The organism is uncultured Psychroserpens sp., from assembly GCF_947501425.1.
Classification (GTDB): Bacteria; Bacteroidota; Bacteroidia; order Flavobacteriales; family Flavobacteriaceae; genus Psychroserpens.
The window spans coordinates 1-25,965 of sequence record NZ_CANMVN010000009.1 but is presented as its reverse complement, the minus strand read 5'-3'; the positions used below and the strand labels follow the sequence as shown (position 1 = coordinate 25,965).

General features: G+C 34.8%; 24 protein-coding genes and 5 tRNA genes. 28 read left to right on the top strand and 1 reads right to left on the bottom strand.

The window, feature by feature from the left end; translation table 11 throughout:
- The first annotated feature begins 6 nt into the window (after positions 1 to 6).
- Genes Q0951_RS14100 through lipB form a run of 3 tightly spaced genes read left to right on the top strand, consistent with a single transcriptional unit; the run spans position 7 to position 1,698 of the window.
- On the top strand, positions 7 to 165 hold the full coding sequence (locus Q0951_RS14100) for a YqaE/Pmp3 family membrane protein (protein WP_299338079.1): 159 nt from the start codon (positions 7 to 9) through the stop codon (positions 163 to 165).
- A 39-nt stretch (positions 166 to 204) separates the two neighbouring features.
- Entirely contained in the window at positions 205 to 993 is a 789-nt protein-coding gene (locus Q0951_RS14095) for a hypothetical protein (RefSeq protein WP_299338076.1), read from the top strand.
- Positions 994 to 999: 6 nt separating this feature from the next.
- On the top strand, positions 1,000 to 1,698 hold the full coding sequence (gene lipB, locus Q0951_RS14090; protein ID WP_299338073.1) for a lipoyl(octanoyl) transferase LipB: 699 nt from the start codon (positions 1,000 to 1,002) through the stop codon (positions 1,696 to 1,698).
- Between the two features lie 2 nt (positions 1,699 to 1,700).
- On the opposite strand, the gene Q0951_RS14085 is transcribed toward lipB, so the two are convergent.
- A complete protein-coding gene (locus tag Q0951_RS14085) occupies positions 1,701 to 2,207 on the bottom strand; it encodes a lipocalin family protein (RefSeq protein WP_299338072.1) in 507 nt (168 codons plus the stop codon).
- Positions 2,208 to 2,285: 78 nt separating this feature from the next.
- On the opposite strand from Q0951_RS14085, the gene Q0951_RS14080 reads away from it, so the two are divergent.
- From Q0951_RS14080 to Q0951_RS13960, 25 genes are all read left to right on the top strand, one after another.
- Positions 2,286 to 3,557 carry a DUF2851 family protein gene (locus Q0951_RS14080; RefSeq protein WP_299338069.1) on the top strand — a complete coding sequence of 424 codons (1,272 nt, stop codon included), beginning with the start codon at positions 2,286 to 2,288 and terminating at the stop codon, positions 3,555 to 3,557.
- Between the two features lie 15 nt (positions 3,558 to 3,572).
- The gene (locus Q0951_RS14075; protein WP_299338067.1) at positions 3,573 to 3,800 is read left to right on the top strand and encodes a PspC domain-containing protein; all 228 of its coding nucleotides are present in this window, start codon (positions 3,573 to 3,575) and stop codon (positions 3,798 to 3,800) included.
- Between the two features lie 3 nt (positions 3,801 to 3,803).
- Complete coding sequence (locus Q0951_RS14070; RefSeq protein ID WP_299338064.1) at positions 3,804 to 4,823, top strand: TrkA family potassium uptake protein; 1,020 nt, start codon at positions 3,804 to 3,806, stop codon at positions 4,821 to 4,823.
- Positions 4,824 to 4,918: 95 nt separating this feature from the next.
- Positions 4,919 to 6,511: a sodium:alanine symporter family protein gene (locus Q0951_RS14065; RefSeq protein WP_299338062.1), complete on the top strand. Its 1,593-nt coding sequence runs from the start codon at positions 4,919 to 4,921 to the stop codon at positions 6,509 to 6,511.
- A gap of 9 nt (positions 6,512 to 6,520) precedes the next feature.
- Complete coding sequence (locus Q0951_RS14060) at positions 6,521 to 7,402, top strand: helix-hairpin-helix domain-containing protein (RefSeq protein ID WP_299338059.1); 882 nt, start codon at positions 6,521 to 6,523, stop codon at positions 7,400 to 7,402.
- Positions 7,403 to 7,422: 20 nt separating this feature from the next.
- A complete protein-coding gene (locus tag Q0951_RS14055) occupies positions 7,423 to 8,592 on the top strand; it encodes an acyl-CoA dehydrogenase family protein (protein ID WP_299338056.1) in 1,170 nt (389 codons plus the stop codon).
- A gap of 62 nt (positions 8,593 to 8,654) precedes the next feature.
- Positions 8,655 to 10,082 carry a carboxypeptidase-like regulatory domain-containing protein gene (locus tag Q0951_RS14050; protein ID WP_299338054.1) on the top strand — a complete coding sequence of 476 codons (1,428 nt, stop codon included), beginning with the start codon at positions 8,655 to 8,657 and terminating at the stop codon, positions 10,080 to 10,082.
- Between the two features lie 92 nt (positions 10,083 to 10,174).
- Entirely contained in the window at positions 10,175 to 10,369 is a 195-nt protein-coding gene (gene rpsU / locus Q0951_RS14045) for a 30S ribosomal protein S21 (RefSeq protein ID WP_299338051.1), read from the top strand.
- A gap of 115 nt (positions 10,370 to 10,484) precedes the next feature.
- The gene (locus Q0951_RS14040) at positions 10,485 to 11,375 is read left to right on the top strand and encodes a tyrosine-type recombinase/integrase (protein ID WP_299338048.1); all 891 of its coding nucleotides are present in this window, start codon (positions 10,485 to 10,487) and stop codon (positions 11,373 to 11,375) included.
- Positions 11,376 to 11,402: 27 nt separating this feature from the next.
- Positions 11,403 to 11,705, top strand: coding sequence for a ribosome-associated translation inhibitor RaiA (gene raiA, locus Q0951_RS14035; RefSeq protein ID WP_299338045.1), 303 nt, complete (start codon positions 11,403 to 11,405; stop codon positions 11,703 to 11,705).
- Between the two features lie 101 nt (positions 11,706 to 11,806).
- Positions 11,807 to 11,880: transfer RNA gene (locus Q0951_RS14030), tRNA-Thr, on the top strand.
- Between the two features lie 54 nt (positions 11,881 to 11,934).
- A tRNA-Tyr gene (locus tag Q0951_RS14025) sits at positions 11,935 to 12,016 on the top strand.
- 265 nt (positions 12,017 to 12,281) lie between these two features.
- Positions 12,282 to 12,354, top strand: a tRNA-Gly gene (locus Q0951_RS14020).
- A gap of 60 nt (positions 12,355 to 12,414) precedes the next feature.
- Positions 12,415 to 12,486, top strand: a tRNA-Thr gene (locus Q0951_RS14015).
- Between the two features lie 60 nt (positions 12,487 to 12,546).
- The gene (gene tuf / locus Q0951_RS14010; protein WP_299338043.1) at positions 12,547 to 13,734 is read left to right on the top strand and encodes an elongation factor Tu; all 1,188 of its coding nucleotides are present in this window, start codon (positions 12,547 to 12,549) and stop codon (positions 13,732 to 13,734) included.
- A 63-nt stretch (positions 13,735 to 13,797) separates the two neighbouring features.
- Positions 13,798 to 13,870, top strand: a tRNA-Trp gene (locus tag Q0951_RS14005).
- Positions 13,871 to 13,885: 15 nt separating this feature from the next.
- Positions 13,886 to 14,077: a preprotein translocase subunit SecE gene (secE, locus tag Q0951_RS14000; protein WP_299338040.1), complete on the top strand. Its 192-nt coding sequence runs from the start codon at positions 13,886 to 13,888 to the stop codon at positions 14,075 to 14,077.
- Between the two features lie 18 nt (positions 14,078 to 14,095).
- The gene (gene nusG / locus Q0951_RS13995) at positions 14,096 to 14,653 is read left to right on the top strand and encodes a transcription termination/antitermination protein NusG (RefSeq protein ID WP_299338037.1); all 558 of its coding nucleotides are present in this window, start codon (positions 14,096 to 14,098) and stop codon (positions 14,651 to 14,653) included.
- 74 nt (positions 14,654 to 14,727) lie between these two features.
- Positions 14,728 to 15,168: a 50S ribosomal protein L11 gene (gene rplK, locus Q0951_RS13990; protein WP_299338035.1), complete on the top strand. Its 441-nt coding sequence runs from the start codon at positions 14,728 to 14,730 to the stop codon at positions 15,166 to 15,168.
- 12 nt (positions 15,169 to 15,180) lie between these two features.
- A complete protein-coding gene (gene rplA / locus Q0951_RS13985; RefSeq protein ID WP_299338032.1) occupies positions 15,181 to 15,870 on the top strand; it encodes a 50S ribosomal protein L1 in 690 nt (229 codons plus the stop codon).
- Positions 15,871 to 15,889: 19 nt separating this feature from the next.
- A complete protein-coding gene (gene rplJ, locus Q0951_RS13980; protein ID WP_299338030.1) occupies positions 15,890 to 16,411 on the top strand; it encodes a 50S ribosomal protein L10 in 522 nt (173 codons plus the stop codon).
- A gap of 59 nt (positions 16,412 to 16,470) precedes the next feature.
- Positions 16,471 to 16,848: a 50S ribosomal protein L7/L12 gene (gene rplL, locus Q0951_RS13975; protein ID WP_040251401.1), complete on the top strand. Its 378-nt coding sequence runs from the start codon at positions 16,471 to 16,473 to the stop codon at positions 16,846 to 16,848.
- 125 nt (positions 16,849 to 16,973) lie between these two features.
- Positions 16,974 to 20,786 carry a DNA-directed RNA polymerase subunit beta gene (gene rpoB, locus Q0951_RS13970; RefSeq protein WP_299338027.1) on the top strand — a complete coding sequence of 1,271 codons (3,813 nt, stop codon included), beginning with the start codon at positions 16,974 to 16,976 and terminating at the stop codon, positions 20,784 to 20,786.
- A gap of 77 nt (positions 20,787 to 20,863) precedes the next feature.
- Positions 20,864 to 25,165 carry a DNA-directed RNA polymerase subunit beta' gene (rpoC, locus tag Q0951_RS13965; RefSeq protein WP_299338024.1) on the top strand — a complete coding sequence of 1,434 codons (4,302 nt, stop codon included), beginning with the start codon at positions 20,864 to 20,866 and terminating at the stop codon, positions 25,163 to 25,165.
- Between the two features lie 165 nt (positions 25,166 to 25,330).
- A complete protein-coding gene (locus Q0951_RS13960) occupies positions 25,331 to 25,645 on the top strand; it encodes a DUF3467 domain-containing protein (protein ID WP_299338021.1) in 315 nt (104 codons plus the stop codon).
- Positions 25,646 to 25,965: the final 320 nt, after the last annotated feature.

Genomic DNA, 25,965 nt, shown 5'->3' with positions numbered 1-25,965 from the left:
TAAATTATGAGTTTTTGGAGAGTTATTCTCGCTATTATATTTCCGCCTCTATCGGTCATTGGTAAAGGTTGCGGATCAATTTTTATTGTTTTTCTACTATGGATTTGCGGTTGGGTGCCTGGCGTAATTGCTGCATTAGTTATTCTTAACAATCCTGACAGATAAATTGTATCTTTGCGTTTCTAAATCAATTATATTTTAAAAATGAAACGATATTTATTTGTACTTGCCAGCCTTTTTTTATTAACCAGTTGCAACTTTACTGAGGAAATCACTTTTAACGAAGATGGCTCTGGAGAGTTTATCATGAGTTATGATATGAGTGAGGTTATGAAAACACTTGAAAAAGAAATGGGAGGTGGTCAAAACAAAGAAGGAAAAGAAAAAGTCAAAATGGATAGTGTGATCTATTTTAAGGATTTGTTAGTTGATAAAGCCGATAGTATTGCAACCTTACCTGTTGAGGAGCAAGAGAAAATTAAGAGTATGAAAGATATCGTCATGAAGATGAGTATGGATGAAGAGAACGGTGTTTTTAATTTAGGTGTAGGTTCAACATTTACCAGTCTAGAAGAATTACCTGAAGCCCTAAAGAAAATAGATGAGGCAAAATCACTTAATTCTAATACTGATCAAACATTTTCTAAAATGGGAGATAGTCAGGTGGCGAAAGCTTCTGAAGATATGTTTGAATATGTGGATTTCTCCTATGACGGAAAAACATTTTCAAGATCACTCAAAAAGGATTACAAGAAGTCTGAAGACAATATGGAAGCCTTGAACAAAGAGATTTCCGAAATGGGAGAAGCTAAAGAGATGTTTGAATCTATGAGCTATACTTTGGTGTATAATTTCCCAAAACCAATAAAATCTGTGACTAATAAAAATGCTGAAATAAGCAATGACGGTAAAACGGTCACCTTAAAGATGAATTTTATTGAAATGATCAAGTCACCAGAGATGATGACATTAGATGTGGTTTTAGAAGACTAATAAGACTTGAATAAGAACATAACATTTGAAGATCTGGGTTCGAGAGACTTTAAAGATACTTGGGATTACCAGGAGCAACTTTTTAAAGGTATTTTGGATACCAAGATTAAAAATAGACGCGAGGATGCTGGATTAGAGACAGATAATTACTTTCTGTTTGTGGAGCATCCTCATGTTTATACCTTAGGTAAAAGTGGGGATATGTCTAACTTATTGCTATCTGAAGAACAGCTCACTCAAAAAGGAGCCACGTTTTACAAGATTAATAGAGGAGGAGATATTACGTATCATGGTCCAGGTCAAATTGTGGGATATCCTATTTTAGATCTGGATAATTTTTTTACCGATATTCACAAATACCTTCGGTTTCTTGAGGAGGTTATTATTTTAACTTTAGCCGAATACGGATTAAAAACCGAGCGTAGTCCTGGTGAAACAGGTGTGTGGCTGGATGTGGGTACGCCTTTTGCTCGTAAGATCTGCGCAATGGGAGTTCGTGCCAGTCGTTGGGTAACCATGCATGGTTTTGCACTTAATGTCAATGCAGACTTAGGTTATTTTGACAATATCATTCCCTGTGGAATTAAAGGAAAAGCCGTTACGTCATTAAACAATGAATTAGGCATGACAACGGTTGACGAAGATGAGGTAAAAGCTAAATTACTGAAACACTTCAAGGTGCTTTTTGAAGCTGAATTTGTATAAGCTTACCAATGAAAATCTCTGTCCTTTATAGATACATCTTCAGGAACCAGAACATCAACAATGGTTGTGGCCTTTGAAGAAAATTGTTTGTGTCTAAATTGCAGTACTAACTGCTCTTCAGTTAAATCCAATATTTTAAAGTATTTATAATCAACATCAAGATTCATGAGTAATTTGAGTTGCTCACTTTCCAATCTAATAAACGACTCATCTTCTTCGTTTTTATGAAGTTTCCATTGCGCTGTTAACGTCTCTCCACAATCTCTATACGCTCCGTTATTGTCATGCATCATGCTATCTGTTTTATAAGTCACACGATAGGATAGGAAACAGTCTCCCATATTCATTCTTACATTATTATTAGTGCGTTTGGCGAGTTTCCAGACTTTCACTGAATCTCCTGCAATAAGTTTTACTGCATTCTCTGGCATCTTAAATGGAGGTCGCTTTTCCTCAGTGCAAGAAAAAAATAAAATAGTTAGAATTAAAAATAAACTTTGAGTTCTCAATAGATATGTTTTTTATAAAATTAAAAATTTATATATAGAAAATATTCTATATTATGAATAATTTGTATATATTTGACAATGAAAGAAGAATTTCTTCATTACATATGGCAGTATAAAAAATTTAAAATCCTCCAGCTAAAAACTACGCAACACGAACCATTAGAAATTATATCAGGAGGAATGTCAAATTTCCATAGCGGTCCCGATTTTTTCAATGGTCAGTTGCGTATTGGAGGTCAACTTTGGGCTGGAAATATTGAAATCCATATCAAGTCCAGTGATTGGTATTTACACAATCATGAACAAGATCCTGCTTACGATAATGTTATTCTTCATGTGGTTTATGTACACGATATAGAAATCTTTAGAAAGGACAATTCTGTAATCCCAACTTTAGAATTAAGACATTATATTGATAAAGATATACTTAAAAATTATAAGGCCTTATGTTCCAGTAAACATAAATGGATCAATTGTGAAGAGCATTTTGCTGAGGTACCTAAATTTAGCATGAGTAATTGGTTAGAGCGTTTGTACTTTGAGCGTCTTGAAGAAAAAGCTATAATAATAGAGAATTTACTTAAACAATCAAATAACGATTGGGAAGCTGTTTTATGTAAATTACTAGCTAAGAGTTTTGGTTCTAAAGTTAATGGAGAGGCGCTTTTCCAATTAGTACATTCTATAGATTTTTCCTTAATTAGAAAAATGCAGTCCAGTATATTTAGCTTAGAAGCTTTGTTTTTCGGTCAGGCTAAATTATTAGATAAAGTATCAAACGAAACATACTACTGTAAACTTCAAAAGGAGTATCAGTTTTTGAAACAAAAATTCAAGTTAGATCATGAAGGACTGATTGCTCTTCGATTTTTTAGATTGCGACCTCCAAATTTTCCAACCATTCGATTGTCGCAGTTAGCAAATCTGTATAACAAACAACCAAATTTGTTTTCAAAACTAATGGAGATCAATAGTCTTAAAGGGTTCTATGAGCTTTTGGAAGTAACAACTTCTGAATTTTGGAACGATCACTACACATTTGATAAAACATCTAAGCATTCAGTAAAGAAGGTTTCCAAACCATTTATAGACTTATTACTTATTAATACTATTTTACCTTTGAAATTTTGCTATGTTAGGCAACATAAAATAGATGCTAAACACAGTATTCTAGAGGTCATCACTACTATAGCTTCTGAAAAAAATACAATCATTACTGGATTCAATCGGTTACGGCCAATTTCTGTATCTGCAATGCAGTCTCAAGCCCTCATTCAGCTCAAAACAGAATATTGTGACAAAAATAAGTGCCTAAATTGTGTGGTAGGTAATACCTTGTTAAGCAAATAAATTTTAAATTGCAACATGAAACTATTCTATCAAATACTTTACTACTTTCAAAAGCGAGGCTATTATGTGTGTCAGCGCATTGCTGATCGTTTAGGAATTAGAGCAAAAGTGGTTCGTACATCGTTTATGTATCTCACTTTTGTAACATTAGGGTTTGGATTTGCTTTATATTTATTTTTTGCCTTCTGGATAAGAATTAAAGATATCATTTACACTAAACGTTCTTCAGTATTTGATTTATAACCTATGAATCCGTTAATTAAATTATTTAGAGAGAAGATTTATACAGCAGTAATTTTACTGGTGGTCTTGCTCATAATAGGTGTTGTTGGGTTTAGGCTTATATCTGATTACTCCTGGATTGATGCGTTGTACATGACTGTAATTACAGTAACTACTGTTGGTTTTGGCGAAGTTCACCCTTTAGACGATACCTCTAAAATATTTACTGTATTTTTAATTTTAACCAGTGTAGTGATATTAGGTTATGCTATTAAAGTGATTACAGAATATATCTTGAGTAAGAATGATTTTGAAGAATTAAAATTAAAAAAGATGCAAAAGAAAATTGACAGCTTCAACGATCACATCATTATCTGTGGTTATGGAAGAAACGGAAAACAAGCAGCCAAAAAGCTTAATGCTTACAATAAACCTTTTGTAGTTATAGAAAAAAGTAAAGAACTTATAGATAAATACGAAGACGAAGACATTTCATTTGTACATGGAAATGCTAATGAAGATGAAATACTCATCCAAGCTGGAATAGAGCGCGCAAGTACATTGATTAGTGCTTTGCCCAACGATGCCGATAATCTGTTTGTTGTGCTTTCAGCAAGACAGATTAACGGTAAAATGAGTATTATTAGTCGTGCTTCTCAAGAAACCTCATACCAGAAACTTAAATTGGCAGGAGCCAATAATGTGATTTTACCAGATAGAATCGGAGGAGATCATATGGCTTCACTGGTAGTAGTACCAGATCTTATAGAATTTATAGATAACTTGTCTATTGTTGGAAAGGCAAATATTAATATTGAAGAAATTGCAGTGGAGAAGCTATTTACAACGTCAAAGATAGAAACCTTAAGGCATCTGGATCTCAGAAAGAAAACAGGTTGTACCGTTATTGGGTATAAAAACGAAAAGGGAGAATATATTGTTAATCCTGAAGCAGATATGCAATTGAAACCGAATTCAAAAATAATTGTTTTAGGACGACCAGAGCAAATACAGCAACTCAATTCGTTATACGATATAACCTAGAGTCATTTTCATTTTAACAAGGTGTTTTTTAAAAAGTCGATTTTTTTTAGCATCTTGTGAACTTATAAAAAACTAACTAATTTAAAAATTCAAGCATGAAGAAATATCTTCTTTCACTTTTTGCACTCGTATTACCATTACTAACTTTTGCTCAAGACTCAGAGCAAAGTGTTGATCAAATCATAGATGAAAAGTTTGGTGATGCTACTGGCTGGTTTGTAGAAGCCGTTTTCTATCAAATTCCATTTACCGATACTATTAGTGTCTATTGGGTATTATTTCCTTTAATTCTGGGAGCTGTTTACTTTACATTTTATTTCAACTTTATCAATTTTAGAGGATTCTTTACTTCTGTAAATATAGTGAGAGGTAAATACGACGATATAGATCATCATGAGTCGATGATTGCTGCTGGAGATTCAACACCAGGAGGAGATGCCATAGAGACGATCAAAATTGAAGGTCATGATGGCGAAGTATCACATTTTCAGGCCTTGACTGCAGCTTTATCGGCTACAGTAGGTTTGGGTAACATTGCAGGAGTCGCTATTGCTGTTTCTATTGGTGGAGCAGGAGCAACATTCTGGATGATTATTGCTGGTTTGCTGGGAATGGCTTCTAAATTTGTAGAGTGTACACTTGGTGTTAAGTATAGAGATATCGCTGAAGATGGAACCGTTTATGGTGGACCAATGTATTATCTTACTAAAGGTTTGAAATCTAAAGGTATGGGTGGCCTAGGGAAAGTGCTTGCTGTGCTATTTGCAATCTTCGTTATTGGAGGTTCGTTTGGTGGAGGAAACATGTTTCAGGTCAATCAGGCGTTTCAACTTGTTGAAAATATAACAGGAGGAGAGCAATCATTCTTACATGGTTATGGTTGGGCTTTCGGACTTGTTATGGCGATTCTTGTTGGAATTGTAATCATTGGAGGTATTAAAAAGATTGCTAAAGTAACAGATAAGATTGTTCCATTTATGGTTGCTATTTATGTTGCAGCCGCATTATTTGTCATTTTTGCAAAATATGATATGATAGGTACAGCATTTTCTGCTATTTGGAATGGTGCTTTTAGTCCGGAAGGAATTGCAGGTGGAGCTGTAGGAGTTTTAATTCAAGGATTTAGACGTGCTGCGTTCTCAAACGAAGCAGGTATTGGTTCGGCATCAATTGCACATTCAGCAGTAAAAACAAAATATGCAGCCAGTGAAGGTATGGTGGCTTTACTAGAGCCATTTATAGATACTGTTGTGGTTTGTACAATGACAGCATTAGTGTTAATCATTACTGGATTTGTAGATCCTTTAAATCCTCCAGCTAACGATGCGCAAGCAATTTTATTAACCTCAAGTGCTTTTGAATCATCAATTTCTTGGTTCCCATATGTGCTAACTGTTGCAGTAGTTCTATTTGCATTTAGTTCTATGATCTCATGGTCTTATTATGGTTTTCAAGGATGGTCTTTCCTTTTTGGAAGATCTAAAAAAGCAGAGTATACCTATAAAGTAATCTTCTGTATATTCGTTATTGTTGGTGCAGCTGCAAGTCTTGGATCTGTAATTGGATTCTCAGATGCTATGGTATTTGCCATGATGGTTCCAAACATGGTAGGTCTTATTCTCTTAGCTCCTAAAGTTAAGGAAGAACTGAACAAGTATATGGCTGCTATAAAGTCTAGAAAAGCATAAATACATATTATGAAACATTTTAAATCCCACTTCATGTATACAAAACAGCAACGAAGTGGGATTTTTGTATTGTTACTCCTCATAATTTCGTTACAGTGTGTTTATTTTTTTGTTGATTTTACTTCGGAAGATTATAAAATTGATCAACAGTTATTAGCAAAATTTGAAACTGAAGTTGATTCTTTAAGACAACTTAAACTCCAGGAAAAGCAGTATAAGATTTATCCTTTTAATCCAAATTATATTACCGATTACAAAGGGTATACATTGGGTATGTCTAATGAAGAAATTGACCGACTTCATGCATTTAGAAAAACAAATAAATGGGTGAATTCAGCAAAAGAGTTTCAAAAAGTCACCAAAGTGTCAGATACACTACTTGCTCAATTGTCACCTTATTTTAAGTTCCCAGATTGGGTGACAAACCCTAAACTTAAAAGAAATTATAATAGCAATTATAAGTTGACCTCAAAGCCAAAAACCTTTGCTCAAAAGATAGATCTTAATACAGCTACTGCTTCTCAGTTAAAACGTGTTAATGGTATAGGGGAAGCTCTGTCAGATCGAATTGTAAAGTACAGGAATAGATCTGGAGGTTTTATTGCCAATGAGCAATTGCATGAGGTCTATGGGCTTTCACCTGAAGTTATTGAACGAGTATTAAATGAGTTTACTGTAAAAACTGCTCAGCCAATTACAAAGATTAATGTCAATACTGCTAGCATTGATGAACTGGTAACTGTTAAGTATATCGATTACGAGATTGCACACAACATCATAGAAGAACGCACACTTAGAGAAGGATTCAAGACGTTTGAAGAATTAACAAAAGTTAAAGATTTCCCTGTTAAAAAAAGTGTGATAATTAAGTTATATTTGTCATTCGATTAATGATGACAAAAAAACAAGCTATGAGCAACAGTATGTACTTCACAGAAGAACATGATTTATTTAGACAAAGTTTAAAAGATTTTTTACAAAAAGAAGTTGTTCCTCACATTGATAAATGGGAAGAAACTGGAAATATAGAACGTTTCATTTGGAAGAAATTTGGAGAAATGGGATTCTTCGGATTAGCATATCCTGAAGCTTATGGTGGAATGGATCTCGATCTGTTCTACACAGTTATTCTTCTCGAAGAACTTCAAAAAATAGATTCTGGCGGATTTGCAGCTGCTATTTGGGCGCATGCCTACCTTGCTATGACACATGTCAACAAAGAAGGAGACCATGCCATTAAAGAAAAATATCTTACGCCAAGTATCACTGGAGATAAAATTGGTTGTCTTTGTATAACTGAACCTTTTGGAGGAAGTGATGTTGCAGGTATGAGAACTACTGCTGTTAAAAAAGGCGATTCATACGTAATCAATGGCTCAAAAACATTTATTACAAATGGAGTCTATAGCGACTATCTGGTTGTTGCAGCTAAAACAAATCCTGAACTCGGAAATAAAGGCATTAGTATTTTTATCATAGATAGAGATACATCTGGAGTGTCTGCTACTAAATTAGATAAGTTAGGTTGGAGAGCTTCTGATACAGGAGAGATTGCCTTTGATAATGTTACCATTCCTGAATCAAACTTAATGGGCGAAGAGAATAAAGGGTTTTCATATATCATGCAGCATTTTGCTTTAGAACGTTTGATTATGGGAATCAATGCACATGCCAGAGCAGAATATGCACTCGATTATGCAAAACAATACATGAGCGAAAGACAAGCTTTTGGAAGATCAATAGATAAATTTCAGGCGTTACGTCATGCCTTTGCCGATTCCTACGCAGATATGTTGATGTGTAAAGAATTTAACTACGCAATAGCGAGTCGTTTAGATAAAGGAGAGTATGTGGTTAAAGAGGCTACAATCTCTAAATTAAGATCGACTAAAATGGCAGATGATGTCATTTACCAGTGCTTGCAATTTTTGGGAGGCTATGGTTATATGGAAGAGTATCCATTAGCAAGATTATTACGCGATAGTAGACTAGGTCCAATTGGTGGAGGTACTTCAGAGATACTTAGAGAAATAATTGCTAAGATGGTAATTGATGATAAAGATTACAAGCCAGCAACCTAATTTTTCTTCGGAAATGTAAAAACACCAAACTGTTCCAGTTACTAAAAAAAAGAACACTTAGTATGGTCATTAAATATGTAAAGCAATATGTCATTGCAATCCTAATTCTCTCAGGATATTTTGGATATTCACAAACTGAAGTGAAAAACAAGATCATTGATTTTGCCACGTTGATGCCAATTGAAAGTGCTAGTATCTATGTCAAGAATACTACAATTGGTACAGTGAGTAATGCTGACGGAAAATTTGTGCTTCAAGTACCCGAAGAATTCACTAAAGACACATTGATTATATCATCTATAGGTTACAAGAGTTTTAAAGTTCCAGTGAATGAGTTTGATAATGCTGCTGAAATTTATCTTGAGGAAGATGTAGCCTCTCTGGATGAGATTGTTCTTATTGCAGAGACACGACCAAAAACAGGAAATGATATTGTGTTAAAAGCTATCGAAAAGCTTGAGACCAATTTGCCTGATTCAGCATATATTCAAAAAGGATTTTTAAGACATAAGGAGCGTAACAAAGTTGAATTTAAATGGCTCATTGAAAGTGCGATTACAGTTTATGATTCTGGTTACGGTTCAGAAAGTAAAGATCATTTAAAAATCAATGTTGATCAAATGCGAAAGAGCTATGATCTTAGAGATGTAGATAGTATCTTTTCATATGTGTCCTACAAAAATCAAACCACCAGAAGTCGTCGTTTAAAAACTAAAGATATTAAAAGAAGTCAGGTTAAAACCTCTCAATTGGTTGATGCTATTAAATGGAATGATAATAGAGTTAATGGCCTTCAGAATATTTTTCAAGGGAAACTAAATTTGCTAAGAAATTCAAATGATGCCAAGGCATTGTTTGGCGACGATATTTTAGAAAAACATCAGTTTGAATTAGATACTATTTTAGTAGATAATGACCGAAAGATCTATAAAATTAAAATTTCAGAAAGTACAGATTTTGTAGGTCTGGGTACCAAAGGTATTTATAACGAAGGCTTTGTTGCCAACGGATGGCTTTACATATACTACGATAACTACGCTATTAAGAAAATTGAATATGAACTTGTTGCTGCATCAGCTGCGCAAAAAGACAGGAGTAAACGATTGTTTGATACGCAAGTCAATCACAAATTGATCATCACCTACATGGAGTATGAAGATAAAATGTATCCCAATTATATTTATTATGAAACACCAAAATTGGTTAATGTAGGTTTTAAAGCAGATGAAAAAATAAGTGATAAAGAAAAAGAACGTTATAATAAAGAGGAACGTTTTTATTACACAGTTCAGGAAATTCTCTTTTCAGAAATTATACTAGATAAAGAGATCATCAAAACAGCACTTCAAGATAAATGGGATATGGATATTTTTTCTCCTAAACCATATAATAAAGCGTTCTGGAAAAACTATAATATCCTTTTAGAAAGTGAAGAAGATGAAAAATTAATAGAAGATTTAAGTACACGAGCATCACTCTTCAAAGACTAGATCAAATTATTTAAAAAAAAAGAATTGGACATTTTAAATTAGTTTCTATATTTGCAGCCTTAAAAAATCTAAAAGAGAGGAGGTTAAGAACTATGTTAATAATTCCAGTAAAAGAAGGAGAAAATATAGATAGAGCGTTAAAGCGTTACAAGCGTAAGTTTGTGAAGACAACGATTAAAAATCAGTTGCAAGAACGTAAGCAATTTACTAAACCTTCGATAGCACGTAGAGCACAAATTCAAAAGGCTCAATATGTACAAGGTCTAAGAGATCAGGAAGCAGTATAAGTATTGCTCTTATAAATAGTATCCCGCTTTTTTTAAAGCGGGATTTTTTTTGCCAATACCTCAAATGTGAATAAAAGGTTGTACATTTAAATTACGCTTTGATAAAAATATCCCTATGGCTTTTAAAGCATTTTCAGATTATTTATTGTTAGAAAAAAACTATTCAGAGTTAACGCTCAAGGCATATCTTAATGATCTTGAAGAATTTCAAAGATTTGTGGTTTCAGAATTTGAGACTAAAACTATTAACGATGTTAATTATCAGCAAATCCGAAGTTGGATTGTGTCATTGGTTGAAAGCGGTATTACAAATCGCAGTATTAATAGGAAAGTATCCTCATTAAACACTTACTATAAATTCCTTTTAAAAGTTAAGGACATTGAAGTCAATCCATTGAATAAACATAAAGCTTTAAAAGTAAATAAGAAAGTGCAGGTACCATTTTCCGAATCTGAAATGAAAACTGTCTTAGAAGAACTCAATACTCTAAAAGACTTTGAAGGTTTGCGTAACAGACTCATTATAGAATTATTCTATGCCACAGGAATACGGCGTATAGAGTTGGTGCAATTAAAACTTAATGATGTAGATCTATCTAATAAAACCTTAAAGGTGTTAGGTAAAAGAAATAAGGAAAGATATATCCCATTAATTGACACTGTTGTAGGTACTATAAAAGACTATATAATAGAACGAAATAGATTAGAAACAATTACAGACCATGAGTATCTTTTTTTAACAAAAAAAGGGGTTAAAATTTATGAAACTCTTGTTTACAGAATTATAAATGATTACTTTAGTAAGGTATCTGCCAAAGTAAAAAGGAGTCCGCATATATTAAGGCACTCATTTGCAACTCATTTACTTAATCAAGGTGCAAACCTAAATGCTGTAAAAGAACTTCTTGGTCATTCAAGTTTAGCAGCAACCCAAGTCTATACACATAATAGTATAGCTGAATTAAAGAAAGTGTATTCAAATGCACATCCAAGAAGTAAAAAGTAATATTGTATAACCAATAAAAGAACGATTATGAAGGTAAACACTCAATCTGTAAATTTTAATGCAGACAGAAAGTTAATTGATTTTATCCAAAAGCGAATGGATAAGTTAGAAATGTTTTATGATAAAGTCATACAAGCTGATGTCTATCTGAAAGTGGAGAACACTAGCGATAAGGAAAATAAAATCTTTGAAGCAAGAGTTAAAGTACCAGGAGATAGTTTTATTGTAAAAAAACAATGTAAAACGTTTGAAGAAGGGACAGATATTGCAGTTTCGTCGTTAGAAAGGCAACTAAAAAAGAGAAAACAAAAATTAAGAGCACATATCTAATAAAATTTTTCAAAAAATGTTTTGAATAAATAAATAAATCTTTACATTTGCAGTCCGTTAGAAATAGCGGGCTTTTTTTATAGCAAAAAAGTTATAGAAAAGCCGATGTAGCTCAGCTGGCTAGAGCAGCTGATTTGTAATCAGCAGGTCGTGGGTTCGAGTCCCTCCATCGGCTCTAAAAAAGTCTAAAACTTACTCAGGTAAATTTTAGCAAAAGTTCTTTAAAATTGGGGAGATACTCAAGCGGCCAACGAGGGCAGACTGTAAATCTGCTGACTATGTCTTCGCAGGTTCGAATCCTGCTCTCCCCACAAAAATTTTAATAAGCTATTGTCAAAAGCTTGCTTTTCAAAATAGTATTTAAAATTTTCAAGTGAAGGTTTACCTTCGCGGATCAGCGAGCAAAGCGAGTTAATCCTTAAAAACAAAAGTTAAGAGTTCATTTTTAAGAATGTGTCTAAATTTTGAAAAGGATCAACGAGCAAAGCGAGTTAATCCAAATTCTATTTAGTAAGCTTGATTCTAAATAGTGCTTTGAAATAATGAAACCCTTAACTGGTAAAACAGTTATAAAATGCGAGAGTAGCTCAGTTGGTAGAGCGTCAGCCTTCCAAGCTGAATGTCGCCGGTTCGAACCCGGTCTCTCGCTCTAAAATTCCTGCGAAGGCAGGAATCTCATTTAGTTTAAATGAGGAAGTAAACACTTTACGCCGGTGTAGCTCAGGGGTAGAGCGTTTCCTTGGTAAGGAAGAGGTCACGAGTTCAAATCTCGTCATTGGCTCTTTTTCGGATTAAAAATTAAAATTGAACACTAATATAAATAAGATTAAATAAATTAAACATGGCAAAGGCAACTTTCGATCGTTCAAAACCACACCTTAATATAGGTACAATTGGACACGTAGATCACGGTAAAACAACTTTAACTGCTGCTATTACTAAAGTATTAGCTGATGCAGGTTTATCTGAAGCGAGAGATTTCGATACTATCGATAACGCTCCTGAAGAAAAAGAAAGAGGTATCACTATTAATACATCACACGTAGAGTATCAAACATCTAATCGTCATTACGCACACGTTGACTGTCCAGGTCACGCCGATTACGTAAAGAACATGGTTACTGGTGCTGCTCAAATGGATGGTGCTATTTTAGTTGTAGCTGCTACAGATGGTCCAATGCCACAAACTCGTGAGCACATCCTTTTAGGACGTCAGGTAGGTATTCCACGTATCGTTGTATTCATGAATAAAGTGGATATGGTTGATGATGATGAGTTATTAGAATTAGTAGAGATGGAGATCAGAGATCTTTTATCTTTCTATGAGTATGATGGTGATAATGGTCCTGTAATTGCAGGTTCTGCTTTAGGTGCACTTAACGGTGAGCAAAAATGGGTAGATACTGTAATGGAATTAATGGAAGCTGTTGATAACTGGATCGAAGAGCCAGTACGTGATATGGATAAGCCATTCCTAATGCCAATTGAAGATGTATTCTCAATTACTGGTCGTGGAACTGTTGCTACAGGTCGTATCGAAACAGGTGTTGCTAATACAGGTGATCCTGTTGAGATCATTGGTATGGGTGCTGAAAAATTAACATCTACTATCACAGGTATCGAGATGTTCCGTCAAATCCTTGATAGAGGAGAAGCTGGTGATAACGCTGGTATCTTATTAAGAGGTATTGAGAAAACTCAAATCTCTAGAGGTATGGTAATCACTAAGCCTGGATCTGTAACACCACACGCTAAATTTAAAGCTGAGGTTTATATCCTTAAGAAAGAAGAAGGTGGACGTCACACTCCATTCCATAACAACTACCGTCCACAGTTCTACGTTCGTACAACTGACGTAACTGGAAACATTGCGCTTCCTGATGGAGTTGAAATGGTAATGCCTGGAGATAACCTTACTATTACAGTTGAATTAATTCAACCAATTGCAATGAACGTTGGTTTACGTTTCGCAATCCGTGAAGGTGGTAGAACAGTAGGTGCTGGACAGGTTACTGAAATTTTAGACTAAATATTTAATAAATAAATATTAATTAAGGTGTTCCGATTTGTCGGAACGCCTTGATTTATATTTACGGGTTTAGCTCAGTTGGTAGAGCACTGGTCTCCAAAACCAGGTGTCGGGAGTTCGAGTCTCTCAACCCGTGCTAATACAAAATCAAATGGCAGGAATAGTAAATTACATAAAAGAATCTTTTGACGAGTTGAAAAATAATGTGTCATGGCCAGCATGGCCTGAGGCTCAAAGTTTAACCGTTTTAGTAGCTGTATTTTCAATCATATTTTCATTAGCTATTTGGGGAGTTGATACTGTTTTTAGTAAAGTGATTAAGGCTTACTTTAATTTGATTTAACTAAAAATAACTGAGAGAATGTCTGAGACTAATGTAAATAAAAAATGGTACGTTGTTAGAGCTGTAAGTGGTCAGGAGAACAAGATTAAAGCCTATATCGAGAATGAAATTTCAAGATTAGGTTTAGAAGATTTTGTTGATCAGGTTCTGGTGCCAACTGAAAAAGTTATTCAGATCCGTAACGGAAAAAAAATAAATAAAGAACGTGTTTATTTTCCAGGTTACATTATGATCCAAGCTAACTTAAGTGGTGAAATTCCACATATTATTAAGTCAATTACTAATGTGATTGGTTTTTTAGGTGAAACTAAAGGAGGCGACCCTGTACCATTAAGACAATCTGAAGTAAACAGAATGTTAGGTAAAGTTGATGAGCTCGCAGTAGATGCTGACGCAAATGTGGCGATACCTTACACTATTGGTGAAACCGTAAAAGTTATTGATGGACCATTTAATGGATTTGATGGAACTATCGAGAAAATAAATGAAGAAAAGCGTAAGCTAGAAGTAATGGTTAAAATTTTCGGAAGAAAAACACCATTAGAATTAAGCTATATGCAAGTTGAAAAAGTATAATAATTGTTACATACATAGATAGTATGTCTTTTTTGCTTCCACAATGAAAGATATACAAAACTAAAATTTTTAAAATGGCAAAAGAATTAGGTAAAGTAGTTAAATTACAAGTTCGGGGAGGTGCAGCGAATCCGTCGCCACCGGTTGGACCCGCTTTAGGAGCTGCTGGAGTTAATATCATGGAATTTTGTAAACAATTCAACGCCAGAACTCAGGATAAGCCTGGTAAAGTTCTTCCAGTTGTAATTTCAGTTTACAAAGACAAGTCTTTCGACTTTGTTATTAAAACTCCTCCAGCTGCTGTACAATTATTGGAAGCGGCCAAAGTAAAAAAAGGATCTGGTGAACCGAACAGAAAGAAAGTAGCTAAAGTAACTTGGGATCAAGTGAAAGCTATTGCAGAAGACAAAATGCAAGATTTGAATGCATTTAATGTGAACTCTGCAATGAAGATGGTTGCAGGAACTGCAAGATCAATGGGAATCACAGTTAAAGGTGGAGAAGCACCTAACTAAAAAGTTTTTGAAATGGCAAGAATAACAAAAAAGAGAAAAGACGCTTTAGCAAAAGTCGAGAAGAATAAATTATATTCTATAGAAGAAGCTTCAGCACTATTAAAAGAAATTACGTATACAAAGTTTGATGCCTCTGTTGATTTAGCAGTTAGACTTGGAGTTGATCCTCGTAAAGCAAATCAAATGGTAAGAGGTGTAGTATCTCTTCCACACGGAACAGGTAAAGACATGAAAGTACTAGCATTAGTAACTCCTGATAAAGAAGAGGAAGCTAAAGCAGCAGGTGCTGATTACGTAGGATTAGATGAATACCTAGAGAAAATCAAAGGTGGTTGGACAGATGTTGACGTTATCGTTACCATGCCAGCTATCATGGGTAAACTAGGTCCATTAGGTAGAGTATTAGGACCAAGAGGTCTTATGCCAAACCCAAAGACAGGAACAGTAACAATGGATGTTGCTAAAGCAGTATCTGAAGTTAAAGCTGGTAAGATTGATTTTAAAGTCGATAAAACAGGAATTGTACACGCTCCAATTGGAAAAGCATCATTTAGTGCTGATAAAATCAAGGACAATGCAATGGAATTGTTAACCACTTTAAACAAATTAAAACCAACTGCTGCTAAGGGTGTATACATGAAAAGTATATTCATGTCAAGTACTATGAGTCCAAGTATCGCAATTGATGTTAAATTCGCATAAGTAGTTAAACTTTAATATTATGACAAGAGAAGAAAAATCACAAGTAATTGAAGAGTTAACTGCTCAGTTAGCAGATAATGCTAATATCTATTTAACAGATATTTCTGGATTAAATGCAGGTAGCACTTCAGCTTTACGTCGTGCCTGTTATAAAGCAGACGTAAAATTAAATGTAGTAAAAAATACATTATTAACTAAAGCTATGGAAGCTTCTGATAGAGATTTCGGAGACCTTCCAACAGTTTTAAAAGGTAATACCTCTGTAATGTATTCTGAAACTGGTAATGCTCCAGCTAAGGTAATAAAAGCCTTCCGTAAAAAATCTGAGAAACCTTTATTAAAAGGTGCTTTTATTGAGGAAGCTATTTACTTAGGAGACGATCAATTAGACATGTTAGTTGATATCAAGTCTAAAGAAGAATTGATCGGAGAGATTGTAACATTATTACAGTCGCCAGCTAAGAATGTTATTTCAGCACTTAAATCAGGTGGTGGAACCTTAGCAGGTATTATCAAAACATTATCCGAAAAAGAAGGATAATCAAATAAGTACGCACTTAAACAAATTATATTTTATTAAAATTATTAAAAACGATAGAAATGGCAGATTTAAAAGATTTCGCAGAACAATTAGTTAATTTAACAGTAAAAGAAGTTAATGAATTAGCTACAATATTAAAAGACGAATATGGTATCGAACCAGCAGCAGCAGCAGTAGCAGTAGCAGCAGGTGGAGCAGCAGCAGGTGGAGACGCAGCTGAGGAAAAATCAGAATTCGACGTAATCCTTAAAGCAGCAGGTGGTTCTAAATTAGCTGTTGTAAAATTAGTTAAAGAATTAACTGGTTTAGGATTAAAAGAAGCTAAAGGTTTAGTAGACGAAGCACCAAGTGCTATCAAAGAAGGTGTTGCTAAAGACGAAGCTGAAGCTCTAAAATCTCAATTAGAGGAAGCAGGAGCAGAGGTTGAGCTTAAGTAAGCTTAACAAACCTACAAATTATGGTTTAGGTCTTCCGAAACGCTCGGAATGACCTAAACCCTTTTGTGTATAAAAAGGTACACAAATAAACTAGTTATTTTTTTTAATCAAAATCTCGTTCATCGATGTTAGCAAATACAGCTGAAAGATTAAATTTCTCTTCCATAGTAAACAGAACTGAGTACCCAGATTTCTTGGATATTCAAATTAAATCCTTCCAGGATTTTTTCCAGTTAGAGACAAAATCAGAAGAAAGAGGAAATGAAGGGCTCTATAATACCTTCATGGAAAACTTTCCAATTACAGATACTCGAAACCAATTTGTATTAGAGTTCTTGGATTATTTTATTGATCCACCTAGATATACAATTGAAGAATGTATCGAAAGAGGACTAACATACAGTGTGCCACTAAAAGCACGTTTAAAACTGTACTGTACAGATCCAGAACATGAAGACTTTGAGACGATTGTTCAAGACGTATACTTAGGAACAATCCCTTACATGACTCCTAGCGGAACTTTCTGTATCAATGGTGCAGAGCGTGTAGTTGTTTCACAATTACACAGATCTCCTGGTGTATTCTTTAGTCAGTCATTCCACGCCAATGGTACTAAATTGTACTCTGCAAGGGTTATCCCTTTTAAAGGATCTTGGATTGAATTTGCTACAGATATCAATCAGGTCATGTATGCTTACATTGACAGAAAGAAAAAATTACCTGTAACTACACTTTTTAGAGCTATCGGGTTTGAGCGTGATAAAGATATCCTAGAGATTTTTGACCTTGCTGAAGAAGTTAAGGTATCTAAATCTGGACTTAAAAAAGTAATCGATCGTAAGCTTGCTGCTCGTGTATTGAATACATGGCATGAAGATTTTGTTGATGAAGATACAGGAGAAGTAGTATCTATTGAACGTAACGAAATCGTATTAGATCGTGACACTGTTATAGACAAAGATAATATTGAAGAAATTCTTGAGGCTGGTGTTAAAACTATTTTATTACACAAAGAAACATCACAGCAAGGAGATTACGCAATTATTCATAATACATTACAAAAAGATCCAACAAACTCTGAAAAAGAAGCTGTTGAACATATTTACCGTCAATTGCGTAATGCTGAGCCGCCAGATGAGGAAACAGCGCGTGGTATCATTGACAAATTATTCTTCTCAGACCAACGTTACTCTCTAGGTGAAGTAGGTCGTTATAGAATGAATAAAAAATTAGGTTTAGATATCGGAATGGATAAGCAAGTACTTACCAAAGAAGATATCATTACCATCATAAAATACTTGATTGAGTTAATTAACTCTAAGGCAGAGATTGATGATATTGATCACTTATCTAACCGTCGTGTACGTACAGTAGGTGAGCAATTATCTTCTCAGTTTGGTGTTGGTTTAGCTCGTATGGCGCGTACCATTCGTGAACGAATGAACGTTCGTGATAATGAAGTGTTTACACCAATAGATTTAATTAATGCTAAGACCTTATCGTCTGTTATTAATTCATTCTTCGGAACAAACCAGTTATCTCAGTTCATGGATCAAACCAATCCATTAGCAGAGATTACTCACAAACGTCGTTTATCAGCTTTAGGACCTGGAGGTTTATCCAGAGAACGTGCCGGTTTCGAGGTTCGTGATGTTCACTATACTCACTACGGAAGATTATGTCCAATTGAAACTCCTGAAGGACCAAACATTGGATTAATTTCATCTTTATCTGTTTATGCTAAAGTAAATTCAATGGGATTCATTGAAACGCCTTATAGAAAAGCAGAAAGAGGAGTTGTAGATATCAAGAATTCACCAACATACCTAAGTGCTGAAGAAGAGGAAGACATGTTGATTGCACAAGCGAATATTCGTGTTGATGATAAAGGAAAGATTCTTGAAGATAAGATCATTGCTCGTATGGAAGGTGATTTCCCTGTAATGGACCCAAAAGATATTCATTACACAGATGTTGCACCTAACCAGATTGCATCTATTTCGGCATCGTTGATTCCGTTCCTAGAGCATGATGATGCCAATCGTGCATTAATGGGATCTAACATGATGCGTCAGGCAGTACCTTTATTACGCCCTCAGGCTCCAATAGTTGGAACTGGTCTTGAGCGTCAAGTAGCATCAGATTCTAGAGTACTAATTAATGCTGAAGGAAATGGTGTTGTTGAGTATGTTGATGCAAACGAAATTACCATTAAATACGAACGTACAGAAGAAGAAGCTATGGTTAGTTTTGATAGTGATACCAAAACTTATCCATTAGTAAAATTTAGAAAGACCAACCAAGGTACATCTATTAACTTAAAGCCTATCGTAGAAAAAGGTGACAAGGTGAAAAAAGGTCAGGTGCTTTGTGAAGGTTATGCTACTGAAAATGGAGAGCTAGCTTTAGGTCGTAATATGAAAGTGGCATTCATGCCATGGAAAGGTTACAACTTTGAGGATGCAATCGTAATTTCAGAAAAAGTAGTTCGTGACGATATATTTACATCTATTCATATTGACGAGTATTCATTAGAAGTTAGAGATACCAAATTAGGTAACGAAGAATTAACCAATGATATTCCAAACGTTTCTGAAGAGGCAACTAAAGACCTTGATGAGAATGGTATGATTAGAATTGGTGCTGAGATTAAACCAGGAGATATTCTTATTGGTAAGATTACACCTAAAGGAGAATCTGATCCAACACCAGAAGAAAAATTACTACGTGCCATCTTTGGTGATAAAGCAGGTGATGTTAAAGATGCATCTTTGAAAGCATCTCCTTCATTACACGGTGTTGTTATTGAGAAGAAATTATTCTCAAGAGCAATTAAAGATAAGCGTAAGAGAGCAAAAGATAAAGAAGATATTGAAGCATTAGAAAATATCTATTACAAGAAGTTTGATGATTTACAAGCTGTTTTAGTTGAAAAACTATTTGCTCTTGTAAATGGTAAAACTGCTCAGGGTATTTATAATGACTTAGGTGAGGAAATCATTCCTAAAGGAAAGAAATACACTCTTAAGATGTTAAATGCTGTAGATGATTACACGCATTTAACTTCAGGAACATGGACAACCGATGATCACTTAAATACGTTAGTTGCTGATTTAATTCACAACTACAAGATCAAGGAAAATGATCTTCAAGGATCATTGCGTCGTGAGAAGTTTACAATTTCTGTAGGAGATGAATTACCAGCTGGTATTATCAAATTAGCTAAAGTTTATGTTGCTAAGAAACGTAAACTGAAAGTTGGTGATAAAATGGCAGGACGTCATGGTAACAAAGGTATTGTTGCACGTATCGTTCGTCAGGAAGATATGCCATTCCTTGAGGATGGAACACCAGTTGATATCGTATTGAATCCGTTAGGTGTACCATCACGTATGAATATCGGACAAATCTATGAAACTGTTCTAGGTTGGGCTGGACAAAAATTAGGTCGTACTTATGCTACACCAATTTTTGATGGTGCTACACTAGATCAGATCAATGAATTTACAGATGAAGCAGGTGTACCAAGATTTGGTCATACATACTTATATGATGGTGGAACAGGAGATCGTTTTGATCAACCAGCTACAGTAGGTGTGATTTACATGATTAAATTAGGTCACATGATTGACGACAAGATGCACGCACGTTCTATCGGACCTTACTCATTAATTACACAACAACCATTAGGTGGTAAAGCACAATTTGGTGGTCAGCGTTTTGGTGAGATGGAGGTTTGGGCACTTGAAGCTTATGGAGCATCAAGTACACTACGTGAGATCTTAACAGTAAAATCTGATGATGTTATAGGTAGAGCTAAAACTTACGAAGCTATCGTAAAAGGAGAGCCAATGCCAGAACCAGGACTACCTGAATCTTTCAACGTACTTATGCACGAATTGAAAGGGTTAGGATTAGATATTAGATTAGAAGAATAAAAAAATAGTAAGCAGTCAACAATGCACAGTTACATGCTGTGTATTGAAGACTGAAGACTAAAGACTATAAAGTTATTATGGCAAGAAGACAAGATAAGAATACAGTACAGAGATTTAATAAAATCTCAATTGGTTTAGCATCTCCAGAATCTGTTTTAGCAGCATCTCGTGGTGAGGTTTTGAAACCTGAAACTATTAATTATCGAACACATAAACCAGAACGAGATGGTTTATTCTGTGAGCGTATTTTTGGTCCTGTTAAGGATTTTGAATGTGCTTGTGGTAAATATAAGAGAATACGTTACAAAGGAATCGTATGTGATCGTTGTGGTGTTGAAGTAACAGAAAAGAAAGTACGTCGTGATAGAGTAGGACACATCAATCTTGTTGTGCCTGTTGCTCACATCTGGTACTTCCGTTCGTTACCAAATAAAATAGGATACTTACTCGGTTTACCTTCTAAGCGTTTAGATATGATTATCTATTACGAACGCTATGTGGTTATTCAACCAGGTGAAGCTAAAAATGCTGAAGGAGAACCATTACAAAAAATGGATTTCCTAACGGAAGAGGAGTATCTAAATATCATGGAAACGCTTCCGCAGGAAAACAGACATTTAGAGGATACAGACCCAAATAAGTTTATCGCTAAAATGGGTGCAGAATGTTTGATCGAACTCTTATCAAGAATCGACTTAAACGAATTATCTTTTGAACTGCGTCACAAAGCAAATACTGAAACATCAAAACAACGTAAAACTGAAGCATTAAAACGTTTACAGGTTGTTGAAGCATTTAGAGATTCTAATGCTAATAGAGAGAATAAGCCAGAGTGGATGATCATGAAGGCTATTCCAATTATTCCGCCAGAATTAAGACCATTAGTACCTTTAGATGGTGGACGTTTTGCAACATCTGATTTAAATGATTTATATCGTCGTGTTATTATTCGTAATAACCGTTTAAAGCGTTTAGTTGAAATCAAAGCTCCTGAAGTTATTCTGCGTAATGAGAAACGTATGTTACAGGAATCAGTAGATTCATTGTTTGACAACACACGTAAAGCTTCAGCAGTTAAGACTGATTCTAATAGACCATTAAAATCTTTATCCGATTCATTAAAAGGTAAGCAAGGTCGTTTCCGTCAAAACTTACTTGGTAAACGTGTTGATTACTCTGCACGTTCGGTAATTGTTGTTGGACCAGAATTGAAATTGTTTGAATGTGGATTGCCTAAAAATATGGCAGCAGAACTTTACAAGCCTTTTATCATTAGAAAATTAATAGAAAGAGGTATAGTAAAAACTGTAAAATCTGCAAAGAAAATTATAGATAGAAAAGAGCCTGTAGTTTGGGATATCTTAGAGAATGTTCTTAAAGGACATCCAGTATTACTAAACCGTGCTCCTACATTACACAGGCTTGGTATTCAGGCATTTCAGCCAAAACTGATTGAAGGTAAAGCAATTCAGTTGCACCCATTAGTGTGTACTGCATTTAATGCCGATTTTGATGGTGATCAGATGGCTGTGCATTTACCTTTAGGTCCTGAAGCAATTTTAGAAGCGCAACTATTAATGTTAGCGTCTCACAATATTTTAAACCCAGCTAATGGATCTCCTGTAACAGTACCTTCTCAGGATATGGTACTTGGTCTTTATTATATGACTAAGCATCGTAAAACGGATAAGGATTATACAGTTAAAGGAGAAGGCTTAACGTTTTATTCTCCTGAAGAAGTAACTATTGCTTACAATGAGAAAAAAGTTGACTTAAATGCTGGTATAAAAGTAAGAACTCAGGATTTCAATGAAGAGGGAGAACTAACAACTCAAATCATTGAAACTACTGTAGGACGAGTGCTTTTTAACGAAAAAGTACCTGCAGCAGCAGGATACATCAATGAGGTATTAACTAAAAAGTCATTAAGAGATATTATTCATGGTATCCTAAAAGTGACTAGTGTACCAGAAACTGCTGCATTCTTAGATGAAATAAAAACATTAGGATACAAGTTTGCATTCCAAGGTGGTTTATCATTTAGTTTAGGTGATATTATCATTCCTCAGGAAAAGCATACAATGATTGACGATGCTAATAAAGAAGTTGATGAAGTATTGGGTAACTATAACATGGGACTTATTACTAACAACGAACGATACAATAAAGTTATTGATATCTGGACATCTACCAATGCCGAGTTAACAGAGTTATCCATGAAACGTATTCGTGAGGATCAACAAGGATTCAACTCAGTATTTATGATGCTTGATTCTGGAGCTCGTGGATCTAAAGAACAGATTCGTCAGTTAACTGGTATGCGTGGATTAATGGCGAAGCCTAAGAAATCTAATGCAGGTGGTGGAGAAATTATTGAAAACCCGATTCTTTCTAACTTTAAAGAAGGGTTATCGATCTTAGAATACTTTATCTCAACTCACGGTGCACGTAAAGGTCTTGCCGATACTGCACTTAAAACTGCCGATGCAGGTTACTTAACGCGTCGTTTGGTTGATGTGTCTCAAGATGTAATTATTTACACTGAAGACTGTGGAACTTTAAGAGGAATTGAAGTCAATCCTCTTAAGAAAAATGAAGAAGTTATCGAGACTCTTGAGGCTAGAATTGTTGGTCGTACATCATTAAACGATGTGTTTGATCCAATTACTGAAGAGTTATTAGTTGAAGCAGGTGGTCATATTGATGATGCTATTGCTAAACGTATCCAAGCATCTCCTTTAGATGCTGTTGAAGTACGTTCAGCATTAACTTGTGAAGCTAAAAAAGGGATTTGTTCTAAGTGCTACGGTCGTAACCTTGCTACTGGTAAAATGGTACAACGAGGTGAAGCTGTTGGTGTTGTTGCTGCCCAATCTATTGGTGAGCCAGGAACTCAGTTAACACTACGTACATTCCACGTTGGTGGTATTGCAGGTAACATTTCAGAAGAGAATAAATTAGTTGTGAAGTTTGATGGTGTTGCTGAAATCGAAGATTTAAAGACTGTTAAGAGTACTGATAATGAAGGAAAAGAAGTAGATGTTGTTATCTCTCGTACTTCAGAATTGAAATTAGTAGATGCTAAAACTGGTATTACCTTAAGCACAAATAATATCCCTTATGGATCATTCATCTATGTTAAGCCAGGTGATAAAGTGAAGACTGGAGACACAATCTGTCAGTGGGATCCTTATAACGGTGTAATTATTTCAGAATTTGCTGGTAAGGTGAAGTATGAAAATATTGAACAAGGGGTTACTTATCAAGTAGAAATTGATGAACAAACAGGTTTCCAAGAGAAAGTAATTTCTGAATCTAGAAACAAGAAATTAATTCCTACACTTCATATTGAAGATTCTAAAGGAGAAACAATACGTTCATACAACTTACCTGTAGGAGCTCACCTTATGATTGATGACGGAGAGAAAATTAAGGTTGGTAAGATCTTAGTTAAAATTCCTCGTAAGTCTGCTAAAGCTGGTGATATTACTGGTGGTTTACCTCGTGTAACTGAGTTGTTCGAAGCACGTAACCCTTCTAATCCTGCTGTAGTTAGTGAGATTGATGGTGTGGTGTCATTCGGAAAAATCAAAAGAGGTAATCGTGAAATTATCATTGAATCTAAGTTAGGTGAGATTAAGAAATACTTAGTGAAATTATCTAATCAAATCCTTGTTCAGGAAAATGATTATGTGAAAGCTGGTATGCCATTATCTGATGGTTCTATTACACCTAATGATATCCTAAATATCAAAGGTCCTGCTGCTGTTCAGCAATACTTAGTAAACGAAGTACAAGAAGTATATCGTCTACAAGGTGTGAAGATTAATGATAAGCACTTTGAGGTTGTTGTTAGACAAATGATGCGAAAAGTGAAAATCATTGATTCTGGAGATACTATTTTCCTAGAAGATCAGTTAGTCCACAAATCAGATTTCATTGAAGAAAACGACAAAATCTTCGGAATGAAAGTGGTTGAAGATGCTGGAGATTCTGAGAATTTAAAAGCAGGTCAGATCCTAACATCAAGAGAACTGAGAGATGAGAACTCTATATTGCGTAGAGAGGATAAAGCTTTAGCTACTGCACGTGACGCGCAACCAGCTACAGCAACTCCTATCTTACAAGGTATTACAAGAGCATCATTACAAACAAAATCATTTATCTCTGCTGCATCCTTCCAGGAAACAACAAAGGTACTTAATGAAGCTGCTGTAAATGCTAAAGTAGATGATCTTGAAGGATTAAAAGAGAATGTAATCGTTGGTCATAGAATTCCAGCTGGAACAGGTGTTAGAAAATTTGATAACATCATTGTAGGTTCTAAAGAGGAATTTAATGAGATGATGAAAGCAAAAGAAGAGATGAACTATAACTAATAGTTCTCATTCCAGTGCCCATGTGTAGCTATACTTTTAGCGAAGGCACTAGGCATAGTAACTAATAAAGTAAAAGCCTTCATACATTAATTGTTTGAAGGCTTTTTTAATAACAGATATTAATTAATACGTTTTCGATATCTCGGAAACATAAATACATTTGAAATGGCTGAAGAAAATAAAAATAAGAAACCAGGAATCAATATTGAATTGGATGAAAAAATTGCAGAAGGTACCTATTCTAACCTGGCAATTATAAATCATTCGGTTTCTGAATTTGTAATCGATTTTGTAAGTATTATGCCTGGAACTCCTAAAAGTAAAGTTAAGTCCAGAATAATTTTAACACCACAGCACTCAAAGCGCTTATTAAAAGCACTTGGCGATAATATTAAACGATTTGAAAAGGCTCATGGTGAAATCAAAGATTACGAGCAACCTCCAATGCCACTAAATTTTGGACCGACAGGTCAGGCTTAATTTTAGGAGTTTTTCATATAATAACAAGGTAATGAATTTGATGTTGCTCGAAATGTTTAATCGAGCAACCTCCAATGCCACTAAATTTTGGACCGACAGGTCAGGCTTAATTTTAGGAGTTTTTCATATAATAACAAGGTAATGAATTTGATGTTGCTCGAAATGTTTAATCGAGCAACCTCCAATGCCACTAAATTTTGGACCGACAGGTCAGGCTTAATTTTAGGAGTTTTTCATATAATAATAAGGTAATGAATTTGATGTTGCTCGAAATGTTTAATCGAGCAACCTCCAATGCCACTAAATTTTGGACCGACAGG

Bases quoted from the DNA above. Each gene is read 5' to 3' on its own strand.
- raiA (WP_299338045.1), top strand. From the start codon at position 11,403: ATGAAGGTAAACACTCAATCTGTAAATTTTAATGCAGACAGAAAGTTA.
- Q0951_RS14050 (WP_299338054.1), top strand. From the start codon at position 8,655: ATGGTCATTAAATATGTAAAGCAATATGTCATTGCAATCCTAATTCTC.
- Q0951_RS14100 (WP_299338079.1), top strand. From the start codon at position 7: ATGAGTTTTTGGAGAGTTATTCTCGCTATTATATTTCCGCCTCTATCG.
- rplK (WP_299338035.1), top strand. From the start codon at position 14,728: ATGGCAAAAGAATTAGGTAAAGTAGTTAAATTACAAGTTCGGGGAGGT.
- nusG (WP_299338037.1), top strand. From the start codon at position 14,096: ATGTCTGAGACTAATGTAAATAAAAAATGGTACGTTGTTAGAGCTGTA.
- Q0951_RS14065 (WP_299338062.1), top strand. From the start codon at position 4,919: ATGAAGAAATATCTTCTTTCACTTTTTGCACTCGTATTACCATTACTA.
- Q0951_RS14070 (WP_299338064.1), top strand. From the start codon at position 3,804: ATGAATCCGTTAATTAAATTATTTAGAGAGAAGATTTATACAGCAGTA.
- rplJ (WP_299338030.1), top strand. From the start codon at position 15,890: ATGACAAGAGAAGAAAAATCACAAGTAATTGAAGAGTTAACTGCTCAG.
- Q0951_RS14040 (WP_299338048.1), top strand. From the start codon at position 10,485: ATGGCTTTTAAAGCATTTTCAGATTATTTATTGTTAGAAAAAAACTAT.
- Q0951_RS14060 (WP_299338059.1), top strand. From the start codon at position 6,521: ATGAAACATTTTAAATCCCACTTCATGTATACAAAACAGCAACGAAGT.
- rpoC (WP_299338024.1), top strand. From the start codon at position 20,864: ATGGCAAGAAGACAAGATAAGAATACAGTACAGAGATTTAATAAAATC.
- rplA (WP_299338032.1), top strand. From the start codon at position 15,181: ATGGCAAGAATAACAAAAAAGAGAAAAGACGCTTTAGCAAAAGTCGAG.
- rpsU (WP_299338051.1), top strand. From the start codon at position 10,175: ATGTTAATAATTCCAGTAAAAGAAGGAGAAAATATAGATAGAGCGTTA.
- Q0951_RS14095 (WP_299338076.1), top strand. From the start codon at position 205: ATGAAACGATATTTATTTGTACTTGCCAGCCTTTTTTTATTAACCAGT.
- rplL (WP_040251401.1), top strand. From the start codon at position 16,471: ATGGCAGATTTAAAAGATTTCGCAGAACAATTAGTTAATTTAACAGTA.
- Q0951_RS14075 (WP_299338067.1), top strand. From the start codon at position 3,573: ATGAAACTATTCTATCAAATACTTTACTACTTTCAAAAGCGAGGCTAT.
- tuf (WP_299338043.1), top strand. From the start codon at position 12,547: ATGGCAAAGGCAACTTTCGATCGTTCAAAACCACACCTTAATATAGGT.
- Q0951_RS14055 (WP_299338056.1), top strand. From the start codon at position 7,423: ATGAGCAACAGTATGTACTTCACAGAAGAACATGATTTATTTAGACAA.
- Q0951_RS13960 (WP_299338021.1), top strand. From the start codon at position 25,331: ATGGCTGAAGAAAATAAAAATAAGAAACCAGGAATCAATATTGAATTG.
- secE (WP_299338040.1), top strand. From the start codon at position 13,886: ATGGCAGGAATAGTAAATTACATAAAAGAATCTTTTGACGAGTTGAAA.
- Q0951_RS14080 (WP_299338069.1), top strand. From the start codon at position 2,286: ATGAAAGAAGAATTTCTTCATTACATATGGCAGTATAAAAAATTTAAA.
- rpoB (WP_299338027.1), top strand. From the start codon at position 16,974: ATGTTAGCAAATACAGCTGAAAGATTAAATTTCTCTTCCATAGTAAAC.